19 protein-coding genes are annotated in these 16,396 nt (G+C 36.1%); 6 read left to right on the forward strand and 13 right to left on the reverse strand.

Features of this window, described 5'->3' with window-relative positions:
* The first annotated feature begins 41 nt into the window (after positions 1 to 41).
* From BXY58_RS15920 to BXY58_RS17005, 3 genes are all read left to right on the forward strand, one after another.
* Complete coding sequence (locus BXY58_RS15920; protein ID WP_120214865.1) at positions 42 to 1,103, forward strand: endonuclease; 1,062 nt, start codon at positions 42 to 44, stop codon at positions 1,101 to 1,103.
* An 84-nt stretch (positions 1,104 to 1,187) separates the two neighbouring features.
* The gene (locus BXY58_RS15925) at positions 1,188 to 1,856 is read left to right on the forward strand and encodes a GDSL-type esterase/lipase family protein (RefSeq protein ID WP_120214866.1); all 669 of its coding nucleotides are present in this window, start codon (positions 1,188 to 1,190) and stop codon (positions 1,854 to 1,856) included.
* A 100-nt stretch (positions 1,857 to 1,956) separates the two neighbouring features.
* A complete protein-coding gene (locus BXY58_RS17005; RefSeq protein ID WP_170144258.1) occupies positions 1,957 to 2,109 on the forward strand; it encodes a hypothetical protein in 153 nt (50 codons plus the stop codon).
* Here BXY58_RS17005 and BXY58_RS15930 read toward each other — a convergent pair.
* Together BXY58_RS15930 and BXY58_RS15935 are read right to left on the reverse strand one after the other, a co-directional pair.
* Positions 2,102 to 2,746 carry a J domain-containing protein gene (locus BXY58_RS15930; protein ID WP_120214867.1) on the reverse strand — a complete coding sequence of 215 codons (645 nt, stop codon included), beginning with the start codon at positions 2,744 to 2,746 and terminating at the stop codon, positions 2,102 to 2,104. The two genes, BXY58_RS17005 and BXY58_RS15930, sit on opposite strands and share 8 nt — an antisense overlap.
* Before the next feature lie 98 nt (positions 2,747 to 2,844).
* Positions 2,845 to 3,084, reverse strand: coding sequence for a hypothetical protein (locus BXY58_RS15935; protein WP_120214868.1), 240 nt, complete (start codon positions 3,082 to 3,084; stop codon positions 2,845 to 2,847).
* Positions 3,085 to 3,392: 308 nt separating this feature from the next.
* Between BXY58_RS15935 and BXY58_RS15940 the strand changes: the two genes are divergently transcribed.
* Positions 3,393 to 3,938, forward strand: coding sequence for a dihydrofolate reductase family protein (locus BXY58_RS15940; RefSeq protein WP_120214869.1), 546 nt, complete (start codon positions 3,393 to 3,395; stop codon positions 3,936 to 3,938).
* 29 nt (positions 3,939 to 3,967) lie between these two features.
* Here BXY58_RS15940 and BXY58_RS15945 read toward each other — a convergent pair whose 3' ends face one another.
* The 11 genes from BXY58_RS15945 to glgB all read right to left on the reverse strand — a co-directional run bounded on the left by BXY58_RS15945 (position 3,968) and on the right by glgB (position 13,885).
* The gene (locus tag BXY58_RS15945; protein ID WP_120214870.1) at positions 3,968 to 4,411 is read right to left on the reverse strand and encodes an SRPBCC domain-containing protein; all 444 of its coding nucleotides are present in this window, start codon (positions 4,409 to 4,411) and stop codon (positions 3,968 to 3,970) included.
* A 147-nt stretch (positions 4,412 to 4,558) separates the two neighbouring features.
* Complete coding sequence (locus BXY58_RS15950; protein ID WP_120214871.1) at positions 4,559 to 4,996, reverse strand: VOC family protein; 438 nt, start codon at positions 4,994 to 4,996, stop codon at positions 4,559 to 4,561.
* A gap of 30 nt (positions 4,997 to 5,026) precedes the next feature.
* A complete protein-coding gene (locus BXY58_RS15955) occupies positions 5,027 to 5,803 on the reverse strand; it encodes an alpha/beta fold hydrolase (protein WP_120214872.1) in 777 nt (258 codons plus the stop codon).
* Between the two features lie 6 nt (positions 5,804 to 5,809).
* Complete coding sequence (locus BXY58_RS15960; RefSeq protein WP_147366866.1) at positions 5,810 to 6,124, reverse strand: SRPBCC family protein; 315 nt, start codon at positions 6,122 to 6,124, stop codon at positions 5,810 to 5,812.
* A 127-nt stretch (positions 6,125 to 6,251) separates the two neighbouring features.
* The gene (locus tag BXY58_RS15970) at positions 6,252 to 6,692 is read right to left on the reverse strand and encodes an SRPBCC family protein (RefSeq protein WP_120214875.1); all 441 of its coding nucleotides are present in this window, start codon (positions 6,690 to 6,692) and stop codon (positions 6,252 to 6,254) included.
* An 11-nt stretch (positions 6,693 to 6,703) separates the two neighbouring features.
* Entirely contained in the window at positions 6,704 to 7,558 is an 855-nt protein-coding gene (locus tag BXY58_RS15975; RefSeq protein ID WP_120214876.1) for a VOC family protein, read from the reverse strand.
* Between the two features lie 217 nt (positions 7,559 to 7,775).
* On the reverse strand, positions 7,776 to 8,189 hold the full coding sequence (locus BXY58_RS15980) for an SRPBCC family protein (protein ID WP_120214877.1): 414 nt from the start codon (positions 8,187 to 8,189) through the stop codon (positions 7,776 to 7,778).
* 112 nt (positions 8,190 to 8,301) lie between these two features.
* The gene (locus BXY58_RS15985) at positions 8,302 to 9,069 is read right to left on the reverse strand and encodes a DUF3108 domain-containing protein (protein WP_120214878.1); all 768 of its coding nucleotides are present in this window, start codon (positions 9,067 to 9,069) and stop codon (positions 8,302 to 8,304) included.
* A gap of 99 nt (positions 9,070 to 9,168) precedes the next feature.
* On the reverse strand, positions 9,169 to 10,437 hold the full coding sequence (locus tag BXY58_RS15990) for a glucose-1-phosphate adenylyltransferase (RefSeq protein WP_120214879.1): 1,269 nt from the start codon (positions 10,435 to 10,437) through the stop codon (positions 9,169 to 9,171).
* A 79-nt stretch (positions 10,438 to 10,516) separates the two neighbouring features.
* Complete coding sequence (locus BXY58_RS15995; RefSeq protein WP_120214880.1) at positions 10,517 to 11,923, reverse strand: glycogen synthase; 1,407 nt, start codon at positions 11,921 to 11,923, stop codon at positions 10,517 to 10,519.
* Between the two features lie 15 nt (positions 11,924 to 11,938).
* Positions 11,939 to 13,885 (reverse strand): 1,4-alpha-glucan branching protein GlgB, encoded by a 1,947-nt coding sequence (glgB, locus tag BXY58_RS16000; protein ID WP_120214881.1) that lies wholly within the window; start codon positions 13,883 to 13,885, stop codon positions 11,939 to 11,941.
* Positions 13,886 to 14,364: 479 nt separating this feature from the next.
* On the opposite strand from glgB, the gene BXY58_RS16005 reads away from it, so the two are divergent.
* Positions 14,365 to 15,126, forward strand: coding sequence for a hypothetical protein (locus BXY58_RS16005; RefSeq protein WP_120214882.1), 762 nt, complete (start codon positions 14,365 to 14,367; stop codon positions 15,124 to 15,126).
* A 612-nt stretch (positions 15,127 to 15,738) separates the two neighbouring features.
* Positions 15,739 to 16,365 (forward strand): hypothetical protein, encoded by a 627-nt coding sequence (locus BXY58_RS16010; protein ID WP_120214948.1) that lies wholly within the window; start codon positions 15,739 to 15,741, stop codon positions 16,363 to 16,365.
* The last annotated feature ends 31 nt before the right edge of the window (positions 16,366 to 16,396 follow it).

Genomic DNA, 16,396 nt, shown 5'->3' on the forward strand with positions numbered 1-16,396 from the left:
ATCATAATATTTTATACCTTTAGCGCCCTTAATTTTTTGAAATGAAAAAAAGTATTTTTATTCTTTTGGTTGGCATGTTTGGTATTACAAATGCTCAAATTCCAACCGGTTATTATAACGGAACAGATGGTCTTACGGGGCAAGCACTCAAGACTAAGTTGAGTCAAATTGTGACGAACGGTCATCAGGACAAAGGTTACAACTGGAATGTTTTTTCTTCTGCCGACAGAGACAAATATTATGAAAAAGACAATAGTGTTTTAGATATCTATTCTGAAAATCCGACCGGACCAGATCCTTACAACTTTTCTATGGGAGCTAATCAATGTGGAAATTATAATGGAGAAGGCGTGTGTTACAACAGAGAACACACGATTCCAAAATCAACGTTTGATGACAGAACACCAATGCACAATGACTACCAACACCTTTTACCAACGGATGGTTATGTGAATGGAAAAAGAAGCAATTGGCCTTATGGAGAAGTTGGAACCGCAACTTGGACTTCTAAAAATGGCTCAAAATTGGGAAGCAGCAAACTGAATGGTTATGGCGGCACCGTTTTCGAACCAATTAATGAGTTTAAAGGCGATATTGCTCGTATCTATTTCTATTTTGCTACAAGATATCAGTCTCAGATAACAACATTCAACTATGATATGTATGATGGCTCAACTTTCAAAGTTTTTGCTGAACCATTTTTATCAATGTTGTTGAGATGGCATCAGCAAGATCCTGTGTCTCAAAAGGAAATTGACAGAAATGGTGCTGTATATGCCTATCAAGGTAACAGAAATCCATATATCGACCATCCTGAATATATTGCACAAATCTGGGGAACTGTATTGGCTGTAGATGATGCTTCTTTTTCTAAGAATTTGACAATTGCCCCAAATCCTGTAAAAGGAAACACAATCCAGGTAACTGGCGATAAAGATTTGAAACAATTCAAAAAAGCTTTTATCTATAACACTGTTGGACAGAATGTTCAAACGATTGAAAATCCTTTTCAAAACGGAAATACAATCACCTTGAAAAATCTTCCAAAAGGTGTTTACATCTTGAAAACAGGAGAATTGAACACCAAATTTATTGTGGATTAATTGTCTTAAACAAATATTAAAAACCTGAAATCAGTTGCTTTGACAGCTGATTTTTTTTTACCTTGAAACTTCAAAAAATTTAAAATGAAATACAACAGACCGCTTTTCAAAAAGCTTTTTTTCTTCGCATTGATGCTCAGCTCTCTCCTATTTTTTGCTCAGGAAAAACCATTCTGGAAAGAGATTCAGGAATTCAAAAAATTAGATCAAACGAATGGGATTCCTAAGAGACCGATTTTATTTTTAGGAAGTTCTTCTTTTACTTATTGGAAAGATGTGAATGATTATTTTCCAGGAAAAACGATAGTCAACAGAGGTTTTGGAGGTTCCAGATTATTAGACTTAAATAATTATTCTGAAGAGCTTTTATCTCCCTACCATACTAAACAGATTGTTATCTATTGCGGAGAAAATGATATTTCTACAGATAATCCTACTCCCACAGAAGTTTTGGAAAGATTTAAAACATTCTTTGGAAAAATTAGAGCGAAATACCCAAAAGTTCCAGTAGCTTATGTTTCCGTAAAATATTCGCCAAGCCGTGAACAGTTTTGGCCTCAGATGAAAGAACTCAATGAGTCAATAGAGGCTTATCTTAAAACTCAAAAAAGAGCAAAATTCATTGACATCACCCAAGTGATGAACGACGAAAATGAAAAAGTAAGAACCGACATTTTTAAAGAGGATATGCTGCATATGAAGCCAGAAGGTTATCGACTTTGGGCAAAGGTAATGGCACCTTATTTAAAATAAATTCTTTAGAAACATTAAATTAATTCCTTAGTTGTTAAATAATTAAGGAATTTTTTATTTTTAATTTGTATTTATTCTAAATTAATTTATATTTGCAGCTATGATTCCGATAGTTATTCCTTTCAAGATTGCGCCTTTGGCTCCGGCTTACAGAAACGACGAAATGATGTATTGCGATAAGAAAAAATGCTGCAAAAAATTCAAAAAAGGAAAGCGTTGCAAAAAATGTCCTGGAAGAGCTAAAATCAGCTAAACATCAGCCAGATAATCATAGCAGCCAATGCTAAAAATATAAGAACAGAAACCAGTCTTTTAGATTGGTTTTCTTTTTTTGGAGGTTTTTGGAAAGATTCGGATGGATTGTTTAACGATTCTTTTTCCTCAGAATTGGATTCTGAATCTGCTAGTTCTGTAATTGTAATGCCCTGAACAATCGTTTTGTGAAGAACTGTATTGGTCGCGTGAAGCAAAATCTGGAATTTCCCCTGAGAATCAAATTCTTTAATTCTAATTGTTCTTTCGCCATTTGGTTTTTCTAATCCAAAAGGGACTATTTTCACCAGATCAGCATCGTAAGTATTCCAGTAAACTGTTATTTCTTCGCCCACTTTTGCCCGGATTTTACTCGCGGAAAAGCTCTTGATTTTTGGCGGAAGAATGCTTTTCACATTTCTTTGCTGACTGCTTAGATTCTGGTCATAGAGTCGTCTTCTACCGGTATCTGTCAGTGTTTCATAAGCTTCCTGAATTTCCCTGAATCTATCCGAGAAAAACTCATCATTCTCATTCTTATCCGGATGATATTTCAGAGAAAGTTTCCTGTAGGCTTTTTTGATGTCTTCTGCAGAAGCATTTTGAGGAATTCCGAGAAAGTAGTAGTAATCCTTCACAAAGCAAATTTAACGATTTCAAAACTTTCCGTCAACAAAAAAACGGAAAGCTCTCACTTCCCGTTTTTCTAACAATTAAATTTAATTTTCTAAAAAAATTATTCTGCCGTTCTTGGCTTGCAGCATCCTCTTCCGAATTGCGTTCTCACTTTTTCTTTCAGAGAGTTGTATTCTTCGTCATTCATCGTTCTGATTCTGTCTGCAAAACCGAACGGCGTTCTTTCCTTCACATCATATTCGTCGAAGATTCCTTTTACGAATGCTTTTCTTTTTTGCGCTTTTTTGGCGATGATGGCGATAGCTGCTAAACCTGCGATTGCTAAAATTCCTTTTTTCATTTTTTTAAAATTTTACGTTACATTTAGGAAGACGCCGCTGAAAATCTTTTACTTTAAATAATTATTTGACTTGCCGAACCACTTCGTTAGGTTTGGGCGCCTTTATCCGCCCTCTGTTCCCGCTTTTTTTTGTCATTGCGAACGAAGTGAAGCAATCTGCTGAACTTTTATACAATCGCAAAAACAAAAAAGAGCTCCACTCAGGTCGGGGCGTGCTGCGCAGTCTAGAAAGATTTATCATACTATAGAAAGTTACTCCCAATTTTGTAATTTTAAAATTTTCAGAATTAAAATATTTATCAAGAAAAATGAGAAGAATAATATTGGACTTAGCAGTAACTTTAGACGGTTTTATAGAAGGTCCTAATGGCGAAATCGATTGGTGTATTATGGACGAAGATATGGACTTTGACGGTTTCTTATCATCTATTGACACCATTTTCTATGGGCGGATAAGTTATGATGCCTGGGGAAATTTTCAACCAGAAAGCAGTGCCGACGAAGTTGAAAAGAATCTTTGGCGCAATGTTCACTCAAAGAAAAAATACGTTTTCTCAAGACAAAACAGACAGGATGAAAATGCGATTTTCATTAATTCTGATATCCAGACAAAAGTTGCAGAAATAAAAAAAGAATCCGGAAAAGATATCTGGTTGTATGGCGGAGCAAGTTTGATCAAAACATTTATTCAATCAAATCTTGTAGACATTTACAGAATATCTGTTCATCCTATAGCATTAGGAAGCGGAAAACCATTGTTTGAAGACTTAACCGAGCGACTCAATCTCAAACTAATAAAAACAAATGTCTTTAAGTCAGGAGTTGTACAATTGATTTATGAGCCATTAAAATAAAAAAGCTTTGCGGTTGCAAAGCTTTAATTTTAGTTAGTTTTCATAAAGTCGAAAGCACCTTTTCTAAGATGAATCCCATATTCCAGCCAAGCTTTCATACAAGCCAGAAAATTGGCCCAGCCTTCGGTTTGACCGATTGCCCACTTTATCCCTTTTTCATCATTGCTATGCCCTTCTTCGGCAACTTTTATCACTGTGTTATTTTCAGACAACTGTTGTAATTCAATTGTCACAACAGATTCTGGATCCCAAACAAAAACAATTTTTTCATTGGGAATTATTTCTTTCGTTGTCAATGGATAAGAACCATCAAATTCTGGGAAAGACCAGAAGATCTCCTTATCGGTTTCCATCCTTCCGGAACCTTTGGAAATAAAATAATTCCGCATTATTTCCGGATTGACAATCGCTTCAAATACTTCTGAAATAGGCTTCTGAATCCCAATGGATGCTTTGGCTGTTACTTTTTCCATAGAGTTATTTTTTAAGTTAATCACAAAGACGCAAATGTCAAAATTTTAATATGTTTAAAGGCACAAGGGATTTTGTCAAACAATACAACTTTGTGCCTTAAAAAAGTAATATTCAAATAATTATTTTGTGTCTTTGTGTAAAACTATTTATCCTTCGTAACCAGAATCTTTACTGAAATTGACCATCCAGTAAACACCGTATTTGTCTTTGAAGCTTCCGAAATAATCGCCCCAAAACTGGTCTTCCATTGGCATTTCTATTTCTCCGCCTGCAGAAAGTCCGTTGAAAATCCGGTCTGCTTCTTCTCTGCTTTCCGGGAAAATAGAAATATAATTTCCGTTTCCCTGATTGAGTTTGTGCCCCATAGACGGAACGATGTCCGAAGCCATCAAAAGGTCTTTTCCTATTGGCAATGCGATGTGCATTACTCGGTTTTTCTCATCTTCGGTAAGATGTTCTGTTCCCGGTGCATTTCCCATTTTCATTACTCCGCCTACGAATTCGCCACCGAAAACGGATTGATAAAATCTGAAAGCTTCTTCTGCTGTACCATCAAAATTGAGGTATGAATTTAATTTTGGCATATTTTATTTTTTAGTTGTGTTTACTTTAATCTATGAGTTTAAAAACTTTTTGATTTGAGACATTGTAAAATCAATGAGTTCGGTATCTGAATTTCCATTCTCATCAGCCATCATATAATTACCGTGACCTGCCGGTAAAATCATTACTTTGGAATGTGGAATCAGTTGATTCATTTCTGCGATATGTTGCACTTTTATCACATCTTTATCACCTGCAATCAGGAAAACAGGACATTTTATGGATTGCAAAATCTCATCATCAATATCTTGAAAGTTTATCATCCGTTGGCTGTCTTTCTCAAACATATTTTTTAAAAGATTCTCATCAGGATTGATTTTCAGGAAATTCTCCTTCAGTTTTTGCATAATATTCTCTACACTTGCTTTGGCCATCCCTTCAAAAAAACCGTCTATCATTCCGTTTCGTTTGGTGACACCAGATGCAGCAATTACTTTTTCTATTTTATCAGGGAAAAGATGAGCAATCTGTAAAACCGTTGTCGCGCCATTACTGAATCCAAAAAATGAAGCGTTTACAATATTAAGTTTCTCTAAAACCGCCATTATATCTCTTGCATCTTGTTCAAAAGTTTCAGGGATATAGCGATGTTCGGACTTACCGTGGTTTTGTAAATCAATGACAATCAGCTGAAAATCATCTTTCAATCTTTTAATCGTTTCCTCGAAATCATAAAACCCCGAAGAACCGCCTCCGTGTATTAGAACCAACGGTTTTCCTTCTCCATAGATTTCATAATAGAGATTGATATCATTAGCCTTCTCAAAGCCATTTGAGCTTAGTTTCATCTATGTTTATGAGTTTAAATATTTTTCCAAATGTTCCAAATACTGCGTCCAGGCACCTGCACAGTTTTTATAGCATTCGATTTTGGGAATCAAACCTTCATGAGTAAATGTCACTTTTGTCCCATTGTCATCTGGTTCTAAATCAAATTTAATCTTGGTATTTTCCCATTCGTGCGTGTCATTGATAAAAGACAAATTGCTTTCTGTGACCAGCCAAACCAATTGATTATCAGGATTGAGTTCTATCAATTTTTGTTTAGAAAAATGAACCCCCATCTCCAGCAGAGAAAGAAAATTCGTCACCGATTTTATTCGTTTCACCTGTAATTTTTTCTCCAAATAACCCACTCCACCAAGTTTTTACATCTTGTAAAATCGGAAAGATTTCATCCGCAGATTTATTGGAATGAAAACTATATTCAAAACTCTTATAGGGTTGCATTGTTATTTAATTTTCTGAAAGATTTTTCACAACTTCCAACCCTTTTATGAAGCCATTATCCATCATATCTTTGTAGCTGCTATCGACACCGACCTCAACTTTGAGCGTTGTTTTTCCTTCATTGTTTTCGAGATAATAAGCTTCCAGACTTCCGTTCCAGGCTTTCACTTTTTCGCTGTCAACATCTTCCACACCGTTGTTGAGCTCACCAAGATGCTTGAATATCAAATGTTTCGGTTCTTCTATTCGTTCTATGGTGCTTACCATTCCGTTTTGTCCACTCGCATCTGTAAAATACGTTTTCCCTCCAACTTCCCAATCCGTTTTCATCTTAGAATCCGGACTGAAATAATGTGTCCATTGAGAATAAGTTTTGTCATTCCAAAGAACGTCCCAGACTTTTTGTGCGGGAGCGTCAATCTCGATTTGATACCTTAATGTTTCCATAACTTTATATTTTATGAGTTGTAATAAGCCTCTTCGATATCTTTGATGATAATTTTCTTCATTTTCATCATTGCGCCAAAAGCTTTCTGAGCTTTTTCCACTTCGTGCGTATTAGTCAGTTCAATTAATCTATGGGGAACAATCTGCCAGCTAAATCCATATTTGTCCTTGAGCCAACCGCACATGCTTTCCTCACCTTCTTTTGTGAACTCATCCCAATAGTAATCGGTCTCGTCCTGGTCTTTTGTCATTATGGTCATAGAAGTCCCTTCTGTAAACTGAGCTTTATGGTCGTGCGAACTGTCCATCGCCATCATCACATAATCATTGATGATAAACTGAGCATGCGCCACATTTCCAGCTACATCGCCTTGTCCTTCTTCATATTCCATAACGCCTTCTATCTCAGAATCGGGGAAAATGGTTGTATAATAATTAAGAGCTTCTTTACATTTTCCGGCATTGTTACCTGTAAACATAATCACTGGCGATATTTTTTGCTTGGCTTTTTCCGCAGCAAAATATAACTGCCAGGAAATCCCATACTGATCTTCTACCCAGGCATATTTTTCGCTCCATAGATAAGAATCCAACTCCATCATGACTTTTCCTTTTTCAGCAAGTCTGTGATAATAACTTTCCACTTCTTCTGCCGAATCGCACATTACCATCAGTGACAAAGTAACGTTCGGTTTGAACATTGGTCCGCCATTCAGAAACATTAATTTCTGACCTTCGATTTCTATGTTAATAACCATTGGCGTATTAACTGTAATCTCTGTTTTTCTGAAAACAGAAGTGTAAAATTCTGCAGCTTCAGCGCCATTTTGGTTGAACCAAAAACAGGGAAATATGTTGTTGTTCATTTTTTACATTTTAGAGTTTGTTAAATTTCTATTATAACCACAAAAGTCACAAAAGCTATTATTTTTCTTAAGCTTTTTAAAAGTTCAAAAAAACAATTTATTCTAAAACTTCAGCTTTTTGCTCTTTTGGGAAGTTTCTTTTTGTGAATTTTCGATAAGCTTCAAAAAGGAGCTTTATAAAAGTTGATTTAATCTTTTGTGACTTTTGTAGTTCAATCTAAAGACTTTCTGAATATGATTTGAAATTATCCAGAATTGCTTGCCAGCCTTGCTGCTGCATCTCCAAAGGATTTTGATTTTCCGGGTCAAAGTTTTCTGTGACTTTTGTTTTGTCATCGGACAGTTTTTCGAAAGTCACTTCCACTTGACGTCCATCTTCCATATGATATTGGATTAACTGATTTTCTTTCACCTCATCATAATTCCCAACAAAATCAAAACCAAAACTTCCATCTTTTGCCTGCATCCGTACTTCTAACTTACCTCCAACTCTCAAATCATTTTTAGCAGAAGGACATTCCCAACTTTCGTGGGCGAAGTTCCATTTTACAATATGTTCCGGGTTATTGAATGCGTTCCAAACCTCATTAATTGGTTTATTAATTTCTGTTGTTATTGTTAATTTATTCATTTGAATTGTTTTAAATCAAAGTTAATTTTATTCTGGCATGTTCAACTTGTCCTAGGACAATAATTGGTAACAAAACAAAAAAATCACTCTTAAAAGAGTGATTTTCAATATATTATTTTTTAAAACCTAACGGATACTTTACATTGCTGTAGCTATCGATGCTTGCTTTAAGCGATCCAACTGCCAGCTCTGCTTTTATGAGAATTGGCACTCTGTTTTGATCATTGCTGACCCACATAGTAACCCCTTCTTTCTGTTTGAATACCCTTCCGCTAATCACAGAAGGAATGATTTTGAGACAATTGATTTTACCAAATTTAGTTGACAAGTTCTCTGTACCAACTACTTTCAACTGGAAAGGAAACAGTTCATCATCTACCCAGACATTCATCCTCACCACGCTTCCTACCTTGAGATTATCTGCCGGAAGACTTCTCAGATAATAAAAACAGGACATCATATCCTGAACATCATTTGGAACTTTTACTGTTTTGGCGGGTCTGTCTGAATGCTTCTTATCGACTAAAACCAAGGTATTATTAGCCGGGTTAAAAGTACTTTGCAAATGCTGCGTATAACTGCCCTCTGAGACATTTCTCACATAGAAAAGTGGTTCCTTGTTCTCATTGATATAGCTCTCGTACACATCTTCCACCTTGAAAAAAGCCTTTGCTGCACCACTAGTTTTGCCGGTTCCTCTTACATAAAATGCAGGCTGACCTTTATAAGATGTTTTGGTAGTGGCTAAAGTTGCATTACCCGCCGTGATAAAGCCGTAATGGATCCTGTAACCCAAAACTTCTCCCGCATTGATATTATCAAACTGTGCAGAAACCGATGTGAACCATAAAAGCCCAACAAGAAAAAATAAATTCTTCATTAATTTCTAAATATAGATTTACCTTAGACAAATTATTTGCCAAATTTAAAAAAATAAAACCCTCCGCTTCCGAAGGGTTCTATTAAATATATAAATTATTTACATAATATTCGTACCGTCAGGAATGACTGCGTTTTTCTTCACAACCACAATTCCGTCTTTGATAGAGTGTGTGTCATAATCACCATCTGGGTGATGTTTCCCGCCGATGATTCTTACATTATTACCGATATAGCAGTTTTTATCCAAAATGGCTCTATCGATATAACAATATTTTCCGATTCCCATACTAGTTTGGCCACTTTCTTCATTATCAGCCACTTCTTTGGCTGTTTGGTAATAATCAGCTCCCATTACATAAGAATTAACGATCGTTGTCCCCCGGTCAACTCTGGTTCGGTTTCCAATGATACAATTCTCAATCTTATCTGCTAAAATGATGCATCCGTCACCAAAAATGGTTTTGCTAACATAAGATCCATTGATCTTTGTTGGCGGTAACATTCTCGCTCTTGTGTAAATTGGATTGGAACTGAATAAATTAAATTGAGGTAAATCCTGTGCTAAATCGATATTAGCTTCATAAAATGATTCGATAGTCCCTATGTCTGTCCAGTAACCATCATATTGATAGCTCAGTACATTGAGTTTCCCGATAGAAGCCGGAATGAAATCTTTACCGAAATCATCCCCTTCATAATCTGCAAAAAGCTGTCTGAGAACATTCTTTGTGAAAACATAGATTCCCATAGAAGCAAGGTATTCTTTCCCTTTTGCCTTACTTTCATCGCTGGTTTCAGATTTCCAATCGACTAAGGCGTCCAGACTCGGCTTCTCTGTGAAAGCTGTAATGTTACCATCCTCATCAGATTTCATAATTCCGAAACCTGTAGCATCTTTGGCATTAACAGGAATGGTAGCAATGGTAATGTCGCCGCCCTGCTCTTTATGAAAATTAATCATCTTTTGGAAATCCATCTGATAAAGCTGGTCTCCGGAGAGAATCAAGATATATTCATATTCATATTTTTCAAGATGTTTCATGGTCTGGCGAACAGCGTCTGCTGTTCCCTGATACCAATTCTCGTTCTCAACATTTTGTTCCGCTGCCAGGATATCTACAAACCCTTTGCTGAAAATATCAAAGTGATAAGAATTCTTGATATGGGAATTCAATGATGCTGAATTAAACTGAGTCAAAACCAATATCCTGTTAAGACCAGAATTAAGACAGTTCGAAATCGGGATGTCGACCAAACGGTACTTGCCTGCAATTGGAACGGCTGGCTTGGATCTGGTATAAGTCAGAGGAAATAACCGGGTTCCTCTACCACCTCCTAAAACAATGGAGATTACACTTTCTTTCATAAAATGTGTTATGTTATTTATTTTTATTAAAGTTAATAATAGTTTTCAAATATTAAGCCAATGTTAACAGAAAATTTGATTAATAATAATACATTTCCAAATAGTTCTGAGCAGAAGTTTCCCAGGAAAAGTCAAAGGACATATTGCTGTAGATCAATCCTGTCATCAGATCCTTCTGGCTGTAGATGTGCAAAGCTCTTTTGATGGCATGGACCGCATCATCTGCACCAGCATTGGTAAAGTTGAGTCCACTGCCACCAGTCGAAATATCCTGAACCGTATCTCTTAAACCACCTGTGTATCTCACAATAGGAACTGTTCCATACCGCATAGAATACATCTGATTTAGTCCACAAGGTTCTACCCGACTTGGCATTAGCAAGAAATCTGCCGAAGCGTAAATCTGATGCGACAAATATTCTTTATATCCCAAATCCAGCGCAAAATTAATACTGAATTTATACTGCAATTCTTTTAATTTGTTTTCGATGTATTGATTTCCCGAACCGAGAACAATGATATTAAGCGAACCATTAGTTTCCTGGATGCTTTTCTCAACTATATCCGGCAAAAGGTCAGCACCTTTTTCTCCTGCAAATCTCCCAATGAAGCCAAAGAGCGGCAGGTTAGGATTGAGTCCGTACTCGGCGCAAATGACCTTTTTGTTCTCCCACTTGCCTTCTCCGGCGTAATCTTTATTATAATTGAATTTTAGCATATCATCGGTTTCGGGATTCCAGACCTCTGTATCGATGCCATTGATAATCCCAAAAGCTTTTTGACGTTCCTGATTCATCAATGGCTCTAATCCCTGAAAACTGTAGAATAATTCCTCCAGATAACCTCCGGAAACCGCATTAAAAGCATTACAATTTTTTATCATTGTTGCCATGGGATTGATTCTGCCGTTCCAATCCAGAAGCCCTGATTTCTGTCCTTCAAAATGTGGTAAAAAACTGGACATTTGCCAGTCCATACTTCCCTGATATTCGCCGTTGTGAATCGTTCCAATGGTTTTGACACCTTTCAGAAAACTGAATTCATAACAATATTCTATCATAAAAGGAACCAATCCTGTATGATAATCGTGGCAGTGCAGGACATCCGGACGGATCTGCATTGCACTGAGCCAATGCAAAACCCCATGTTGAAACGCAATGAATTGTTCGCTCTCATCCCAATAGCCATAGACATTTTCTCTGTCTAATAATCCCGGAATTTTCACCAGATAAAGATCAAATCCCAAAACACTGCTTTTCTCCTTAAAAACCTGAACCTGATACATATGTGAAGACTGATGAATGAACCCGTCAAACACAATATCGAAGTCGTGGTTGTAGAAAAACGGTTTGTTATACCAGGGCATGATTACGCTGGCATCCAATCCCATTTTGTTTTGATATTTTGGTAAAGCGCCAACCACGTCCGCCAGTCCACCGACTTTTGCGACCGGATAACACTCCATAGAAAGGTGAAATATTTTCATATATCTCTCTTAATTTTATTTTTTACGTTTCAGGAAGTCCACAATATTGGATTTCTTGATTAATTTACTTTGTTTCAAAACAATACCGGATAACGGGGGTAATTTGATGATAATCGAGTTCTTTCTGTTGTTCCAGCCTTCATCTAATCTTTGAGAAATGACGGCTTCTACTCCGCTTCCGCTGTATTTTTTGTCATCAGAGTTCAGAATCACTTTCCAGTCTGTATTTTCATCCACGCCAATTCTGTAATCGAAACTTCTTGGGGTTAGGTTCAAGACCGTCATCAGCACTTCTTTGTCGTGTTTGCTTTTTCTAAGATAAATAAAAATGGAATTATCCCTATCGTCACCGTCAACCCATTCGTAACCATATGGCGAGAATTGCAATTCATATAAGGCGGGATGAGTTTTGTATAAGAAATTCAAATCCCGAACAAACTCCTGAAGATTCTTATGAACAGGATACTGAAGCAAATGCCAATCGAGGGAACTTGTGAAATTCCATTCATTGGTTTGAGCAAACTCGTCGCCCATAAAAAGCAATTTTGCTCCCGGATTCGTGAACATATAAATATACATTGCGCGCAGATTGGCAAACTTCTGCCATTCATCGCCCGGCATTTTGTAAATCAGGCTGCTTTTTCCGTGCACCACCTCATCGTGAGACAGAGGCATCATATAATTTTCATTATACATATATGTGCTTGTGAACGTGATTTTGTTGTGATGGTATTTCCTATGAATCGGGTCTTCTTTGAAATAATCCAATGTATCGTGCATCCAGCCCATCATCCACTTCATCCCAAAACCGATTCCGTCATCGTGGACAGGTTTGGTTAATTTTGGAAAATCGGAGCTTTCTTCCGCAATGGTCTGAACATCAGGGAATTCTTTATAAACTGCTGTATTGAAATCCTGCAAAAACTGTTTTGCTTCCAGATTGACATTTCCACCATAGATATTTGGCTCCCATTCGCCATCATTTCTGGAATAATCGAGATGAAGCATAGAGGTTACCGCATCTACTCGTAATCCATCAGCGTGATAACGGTCTAGCCAAAATATCGCATTTGAAATCAGGAACGATTTGACTTCGGGTCTCCCGTAATTGAAAATATAAGATTTCCAGTCGGGATGAAAACCTTTTCTAGGGTCTTCGTGTTCGTATAAAAAAGAACCATCAAAACGATGCAGTCCATTGGCATCTCCCGGAAAATGAGACGGGACCCAATCCAGAAAAACACCGATATTATTTTTATGAAGTTCAGAAATCAGGTACATCAATTCCTGTGGTCCGCCAAATCTTGAGGTTGCCGCATAGAATCCCGTAATCTGATAGCCCCAACTCGGGTCGTAGGGATATTCCATAACTGGCATAAATTCTACGTGTGTAAAATTCATTGCTTTGAGATACGGAATTAACTTGTCCGCTATTTCGCCATAACTAAGGAAACGTTCAGGATTATTTGGGTCACGCATCCAGGAACCGAGATGCATTTCGTAAACGGAAATCGGAGATTCGAGACTGTTGTATCGCCAACGTTTTTCCATCCAGTCTTTGTCCTGCCACTCGTACCAGGTGGTACAAACTGCAGAACCCGCCTGCATTGCGTTTTCAAAACAAAGTCCGTATGGGTCTGCTTTTTCCAACAAAACGCCCTCTGTTGTTCTGATACCATATTTATAAACTTCGCCAAAATCCAAATCGGGAATAAAGCCTTCCCAAATCCCGGATTGGTCCCAACGCCCAGCCAACTTGTGTGAAAAAGAATTCCACTGATTGAAATTCCCTATTACGGAAACTTCTGTTGCTGTTGGTGCCCAGACTGCAAAATAAACCCCGGAAATGCCCTCGACCTCAACCTTATGAGAACCGAACTTTTCGTAAAGCCTAGTATGTTTTCCCGAACGGAAAAGGTAAATATCAAAATCGGAGAATAGTGAGTATGGCTGAACCGACATAGACTTATTATAAATGATGAATTATTAATTATAAATGACGACTTGTCATCAATTATAATACCTTTACCAAGATAGCGAAATTAATCGGTATGGCATTATAATAATTTTGTTAATTAGTATTAAAGTTTTTTGGTAGGGTCAAAGTTGATAATGGCAATTATCAGAAGGCATTTTGTTATGTTGGGGAAGCCGAATATCCAATCCCGTGATGGTATAGCTGCTCTTTCCCTTCATTGTCATAGAAAGAGATGACAACAGTTCTACCTATACATCGTTCTGATTCAATTGGTAATGTTGGCGTGGTTGTAAGTCGTTGAAATGAGTCAGGATTTTTCCGGAACTCTAAGGACTGTACACTTAATCAATTCTTTCATAGTACCTTACGCTAAATCAGAAACAGAATAAGCGAAGTTTATATGTTTTATATTAACGCAATGCGTAAATTTGGGAGTTAGCGGTAATTATTTCCAAACACACGTATGAAAACTGATGACATAAAAAGCACAAAAGATTTTATTAACTTCCTTTCAAAAGCAAAAGATTGTTTTTTACCATATGAAAGTGAAGAAAAAATCAATGCTATTTCGAGAACTGCATTTCATTCAGAAGTTTTATATATTCTTCCTGAAACACACGATTTGAAAAACATAGTAAATTACAATAACATAAAATTCGTTCAAATTAATAATTACAAAATTGACAAACAGGGATTTAAAATACTAAAAGAGCATAAAGACAAATTTGAAAATGTAAAGCATCTTAATATTTGGAACATTAAACAAAATGATTTAGAGCTACTTGAATTATTCCCTAATGTTACTCACTTATTGATTTCATATATTGGGAAAGCTGATTTTTCGTACAAAGGATTAGATTATTTAAACAAATTAGAAACAATTGTTTTAAGTAATGTAAATAAAATAACAGATTTCAATTTTTTGACAACATCACAAAAGGAAAAAATCAAGCATCTTCATCTAACTTACACTGCAAATCTCACAAAATTTGACGGAATTGAAGATTTTAAAAACTTAGAAACATTAACTCTCTTTGCATCAACAATGGAAAGCAGAAAGACTGTTAATATAGAAAGTTTAAATGGGCTTGAAAAACTATCCAATCTTAGAAGTTTTGAGATTGATTATTTCAAGTTTAATATGGATGTGTTAAAAGCAAAATTAAAACAACTAAAAAACTTGAAACATTATAAAATAAAAAATGACACTTACGAAAATATATAACTACCACTAACAAGGTTTCTTGCATCAGGCAGCTGACGTAAAAAATATAAACTTTGTGCTCCGAAACCCACCGAACGCAAAGCTCCGAACCGTTGTCTGCAATATTTTTATACAACTCTACTCTATCAAATCTTTCGAAATTGTATTTAATTGAATTTCCAAAAATGAATATTCTAAAATTTGAAAATCGAAAATCGAGAGGTCTAAATTGAAAATTCTTAAGAACTGACAATTTGAATTTAATGGAAAAAAAAGAAGATGGCAAAAAATGAAAATTAGCAGGGAATTTACGGTTAAAAACGTAGCTGAAAAATAAATTCAAAAAATAAACTGACGAAAAACGAAATTTAATTGAATAATAAATCGCTGAATTTCTGCTTCAACAAATCGAAATGAATGCACGAAATTTCCGATTCGACTGGATAAAAAATACTGCAGACAACATCGGCTTGGCAATAGCGAAGCTGAATCCAACAAATTGAAGCTTTGTTTTTCTATTTTATTTTGTATTTTAGTTGAAACATTTCCGCTTCGGTAGCTCCGCTATCGACAAACCGTGGGACGTTAGCGGCAATGCTTGACCGGCTGCAATCTGAAAAACAAAAACACGAAATGAAAATAGAAATTTTAGAAAAAATAAAACAGCTTGGAGGAAATATTGAAAACGTTAAAGGAAACTCATTAGCAGAAGATATACTTTCTATAACTTTTGACACTGTACTTTATCAAAAACCAGAAGACACACCTTGGCAAACAGCCGAAGATGCCGAACCAATATATGGAATTGGAGAATTTATCAATGAAAACGAAGAACTTTTCAAAACCGACAAGCAGGCTCTTTATGACAAGATAATTGATAAATATTTTCGCTTAACAAAAGAAGGTTATGGACAAGTATTTTGGCAGCCAAAACTTTTTACACCTTTCAAAGAAGGAACAGGTGATTATGAAGAGTGGAATTCTGACTTTACTGACGAAAACACAGATTTGACCAAAATAATAAAGTTTACAAACGACGAAACGCCCGACTTTATTGAAATATTCTATAGTTATGGATTTCCTGACAATTATTACATCTGCTTGTCTGACCCAAATTTAGAAAATCCAACTTTATTTGGAACTGACCACGAAGTCTATTTTAGAGAGGTAACGAACGAAGGAAGTCTTGAAGATTTCTTAAACACATTTATGACAAAAGAAGAACTTATAGAAATTGTAAAAAAACGAATAGAAAAATAACACTACCGCCAACAAAGGTTTTGCTCAAAGT

Source organism: Epilithonimonas arachidiradicis (assembly GCF_003610695.1).
Taxonomy (GTDB): domain Bacteria; phylum Bacteroidota; class Bacteroidia; order Flavobacteriales; family Weeksellaceae; genus Epilithonimonas; species Epilithonimonas arachidiradicis.